This is a genomic window from Metasolibacillus meyeri (assembly GCF_003049505.1).
Taxonomy (GTDB): Bacteria; Bacillota; Bacilli; order Bacillales_A; family Planococcaceae; genus Metasolibacillus; species Metasolibacillus meyeri.
Genome location: NZ_PYWN01000279.1, coordinates 1 through 298, shown reverse-complemented (window position 1 = coordinate 298; position 298 = coordinate 1). Strand labels below are relative to the sequence as shown.

At 26.5% G+C, this 298-nt stretch carries 1 protein-coding gene; it reads left to right on the top strand.

Annotated features, from left to right (window positions below):
- A partial coding sequence (locus C9J34_RS21600; RefSeq protein WP_153062675.1) for an N-6 DNA methylase occupies positions 1-298 on the top strand: 298 nt, incomplete at both ends.

Sequence of the window (298 nt, the reverse complement as noted above, 5' to 3'; positions counted from 1 at the left end):
AAGTGCATTGACCCGGCTATGGGTAGTGGTCATATATTATTATATATGTTTGATTTATTATATGAAATTTATAAAGAAAATGGTTACCCAGAAAGAAGTATTCCACAGCTAATTTTAGAAAATAATATATATGGCTTAGAAATCGATGAAAGAGCATTTCAAATGGCTAATTTCACGATATTAATGAAAGCTTGCCAGTATAATAAACGTTTCCTAAAGAATTTACAAACTAAAACAATCACATTAAATTTGATAAATATTTATGAAACGAATGATATAGATGAACAGGAATTAAAAT